This is a genomic window from Streptomyces sp. adm13(2018), assembly GCF_008042145.1.
GTDB lineage: Bacteria > Actinomycetota > Actinomycetes > Streptomycetales > Streptomycetaceae > Streptomyces.
In genome coordinates this window covers 1-4,121 of the sequence record NZ_RDBH01000005.1, presented here as the reverse complement: position 1 = coordinate 4,121, position 4,121 = coordinate 1, and the positions used below count along the sequence as shown (strand labels likewise).

Genomic DNA, 4,121 nt, shown 5'->3' with positions numbered 1-4,121 from the left:
CTGCAGGCCCTGCGGGCCCTCATCCCCGGGGCTCCCACCCCGGCGGCAGGGCTCACCAGGGAACACTGGCTCCTCGACGGCGCGCTGCGCCTGCTCGCCGAGGAGACGGCGCCCCTGCCGGCGACGACCGACACCCCGCACGTGCCGCCCGCGGCCCTCCCGGCGGGCGCTCCCGCCGCGGTCGCGGGCGGCGTGGCGTGCGAGGGTCTCGACGCGGAGGGCCTGCGGATCCTCGCCGGACTCCGCGCCCTGCTGCCGCACGAACCCGCGCTCCGGCTGCACGCAGTGCCCGGACTCGACTGGCGGCTCGCCGAGGTGACCGCCGACGGCGCCACGCTCGGCCGGGCCTGGGGCGCCGACGCGGCCGAGGCCGCCCGGAACGCCCTGTGCACCGCGCTCGCCCACGTCCAGACCGCGGACGTCCCCGGCACCGTCGACCCCCTCTCCACCGACGCCCTGCTCCTCGCCGACCGCGCCGCCCTGGACGCCCTCCGCGCCCAACTGGCCGCCCGCACCGGCACCGTGTACCGGGGCGAGGCCCTCCGCCGCGACCCCGTGCTCGGCGAGCTCCCCCTCTGGTACGGCCCCGTGGAGGCCCACGATGTCCACTGACACCCTCGCCCCCGTCTCCGCCCCGGCCCTCGCCCGGGGCCCCGGGCTCGACAGCCACCCCGCCGACGAGGCCTGGCACCCCGCGCTGGACGCCCTCGCCGACCTCCTTCCCGAGGGCAGCGTCGCGGTCGACCGCGGCTGGCACCTCGACTGGGAGCGGGCCCGGTTCGACGAGGCCGCCGCCGCCGGCCGGCCCCACCTCTCGGTCCGGCTCCTCGCCGACGAGGTCCTGGTGGGACCGCTCTGGCGGCCCGGCACCGACGCGGGCTGCGCCGGCTGCGCCGAGGTCCGCGACCGCACCGTCCCCGACCATCCGCTCGCCGGCGACCTGCGCCACGCGACCGCCGCGCCCGGGCCGGGCGCGCCGCTCCTCCCCGAACTGCTCCGGGCGACCCTGGAGCACCTGGTGAGGCGGCCGCTCGGGCCCGGCGAACTCTTCTCCGTCTCGTCGCGCGGCCTGCGCCGGCACCGGATCGCCCGCAGCTTCCACTGCCCGCTCTGCGGACCGGCGGACGCGCTCCTCGACGGCACCCGGACCCCGCCGCCGCTCGTCCCGACCGACCGGCCCGCCTTCCCCGACGACTGCACCCGCACGGCCGCGAGCCGGCTCGTCGAGCGCGGAGTGCTCCAGGAGCGCCTGGTCGACGACCGCTTCGGTCCGGTCCGCGCGCTCCTGCGCGAGTCGCGCGCCCCGTTCGCGATGAGCATGGCCGTGGTGCCGGACGCCCCGGCGATGGGCCACGGCCGCGCCCGGACCTTCGCCGAGACCGGACCCGTGGCGATCCTGGAGGCGTACGAGCGGCTCGCGGGCTTCCCGTACGACATCCCGGTCCTCACCCATCGCTCGTACACCGAGGTCGCGGAGCACGCCGTCGACCCGGCCGGGCTCGGGCAGTACACCGCCGAGCAGCTCGCCCACCCGACCGGCAGGGCCACACCGTTCGACGCCGACACCCCGATGGACTGGGTGTGGGGCCACGACCTCGACGACGGCCGGGCCCTGCTCGTCCCCGCCGACCACGCCTTCTACCAGTACGAGTACAACCACCGCCGCGACCGCAGGGCCGCCCGCGCCGCCGGCACCCCCGGCCGCAAGCACTACTTCTACGAGTCGTCCAGCGGCTGCGCCGTCGGCGCCAACCTCGAAGAGGCCGCCCTGCACTCGCTGTTCGAGCTCGCGGAGCGGGACGCGTTCCTGCTCTCCTGGCACCGGGCCGCACCCCTGCCGACCATCCCGAACTCCTCCCTCACCGACCCCACCAGCCGCGCCATGATCGAGCTGATGGAGTCCCGCGGCTTCGACGTGCACCTGCTCGTCGCCACCCGGGACATCGGCCTGCCGGTCGTCTGGGTGCTCGCGGTCAACCGCCTCAACCCCTTCCCCGCCACCTTCTCCTCCGCGGGCTCCGGCGCCGACCCGCAGTCCGCGATCCGCGGCGCCCTGCGCGAGGTCGCCCAGCTCGTCACCAACCCGGTCGACTGGACCCGCGAGACCGTCGAGCCGATGGTCGAGGACCCCTGGCTGGTCCAGGAGCTGGAGGACCACGTCCGCTTCTCCTCGCTGCCCGAGACCGCCGCCCGCGCCACCGCCGCGCTCGGTGGACCCCGGGTCACGCTCGACGAGGCCTTCCCCGACTGGCCGGGCCGGATGGCACGGGGCTCCGGCGGGGACGTGCGGGGCGCCCTGGACTTCGTCCGCGGACTGTTCGCCGAGGCCGGGCTCGACCGGATCGTCCTCGTCGACCAGACCAGCCGCGAACACGCCGACGCCGGCATCCACGTGGCCCGCGCGGTCGTCCCCGGCATCGTCCCGATGTGCTTCGGCCACGCCCAGCAGCGGCTGGCCGGACTGCCCCGGCTCACCGCCGCCCTGCGCGGCACCGGGCAGGAGCACCGGGCGATCCCCCTCGACCCCCACCCGTTCCCGTGACCGCCCCGACGGCCCCGCGCGCGGCGGACGCCGACGCCGGGGTCCCGCCCCGGCGCGGCCCGGTCGACCTGCCCGGCCCCGAGGGCGACAACAGCATCGCCCGCGAACCCCTCTGGTACGCGTACGGGGCCGGGGACGACGCGCCGGAGGCGCCCCCGTGGACCTGGGTGCCGCAACCGCCGCCCGACACGCACGTACCGCCCCCGCCGCCGCGCGGGGGCGGTCCGCGCGAGACCCTGCCCCTCGGCTCCCACGACCGGCTCGCCGCACTGCCGTACCCCGGGCCGCCCTCCGGGGCCGCACGGGGCCCGGGCGCGGCCGAACCGGTCGGGGACCGGCTCGGCCGCGCCCTCGTCACCGCCTTCGGGCCCCAGCGGAGAGAACCCGAGAACCCGTACAACGACCACCGGCCGTACGCCTCGCCGCGCTGCCTGTTCCCCGTCCACGCCTTCGTGGACGGGGGCGCGGGCATGCCGTGGCGCCTCCTCGAACCGGACCGGCACGCCCTCACCGGCACCCGGGAGGCCCCCGCGGAGAACATCGTGCTCACCGGCCGGTACACGAGCGTGCCCCCGGCCTACCAATGGTTCCGCGGCTCGCTCATCGCGATCGAACTCGGCTTCGTGCTGCGCGCGTTGAGCCTCGGCCTGGAACTCTTCGACGTACCGGCCCGGCTCCGGCTCCCCGGCCCGGACGCCCACGCGCTGCTGCCCGCCCTCGGCCTCGACGACGCCTGGGCCTGGTCCCTGCCGTTCGTCGTGGAACTCGGCGACGGGGGAGTGCTGACCGGCGGGGGAGCGCACATCGATGGACCCCGCCCTCGACGCGCTGATCCGCGTCAACCGGGAGCAGACCTACGACTCCGCCGACTCCGCCGACTCCGCCCCCGCCCCGCTCACCACGGCCGTCCCGGCCGACCTCGGCCCGTCGGCGACCGCGCCGGACTGGGCGGAGCTGCTCTGGCGGCGCCACTCCGGACGCATGCCGAGGGCCCTGCACGGCATGAGCGGACGCCGTGCGCCCGTACCCGCCGAGGCCCTCGACAGCGCGGCCCGCTGGCTCTCCGTACCGCCACCGGGCCCCGAACTCGCCCAAGCCTTCGACCTGCTGACCACCACAGCAGTCGTGCAGGGTGTTGACGGGCAGACCGACGGCGTGCACCGGCTCCGGGACGGCGCCGCGCACCTCCTGCGCGCCGACCCGACCGCGGCCGAGCGCCTGGAGGAGCGGTACGGCTACGGCGTCTCGCCCGTCAACGGCTGCGGCATCCGCGACGCGCCGCTCACCGTGTTCCTGTCCGTGCGGACCCGGGAGCTCTTCGAGCGCCTCGGGACCGCGGGCTGGGGCGCCGTCCAGCACGCCGCCGGCTGGGCCGCGCACGGACTCTGCCTGTCCGCCGCCGCCTCCGGCCACTTCGCCCGTCCCGTGCGGGCCTTCCAGGAGATTCCCACCCAGCGCGTCCTCGGCCTCGCACCCGACGAGATGATCGTCCTGTCCGTGGTCGTGGGAGTACCGCAGGACACCGGCGGCGCGCTGCTCGACCTCAGACTCTGAAGGAGCGTCCCCGTGACCCCGACCC

The 4,121-nt window shown here is 76.9% G+C and carries 2 protein-coding genes and 1 pseudogene; all 3 read left to right on the top strand.

From position 1 onward, the window contains the following. Nucleotides 1-612, top strand: a pseudogene (locus EAO70_RS37505) (hypothetical protein); the annotation flags it as partial. Continuing rightward, nucleotides 602-2,542 carry a TOMM precursor leader peptide-binding protein gene (locus EAO70_RS00400; protein WP_148001033.1) on the top strand — a complete coding sequence of 647 codons (1,941 nt, stop codon included), beginning with the start codon at nucleotides 602-604 and terminating at the stop codon, nucleotides 2,540-2,542. The pseudogene EAO70_RS37505 and the gene EAO70_RS00400, both read left to right, overlap by 11 nt. Before the next feature lie 807 nt (nucleotides 2,543-3,349). Next, nucleotides 3,350-4,096 carry a hypothetical protein gene (locus EAO70_RS38670; RefSeq protein ID WP_261992562.1) on the top strand — a complete coding sequence of 249 codons (747 nt, stop codon included), beginning with the start codon at nucleotides 3,350-3,352 and terminating at the stop codon, nucleotides 4,094-4,096. Nucleotides 4,097-4,121: the final 25 nt, after the last annotated feature.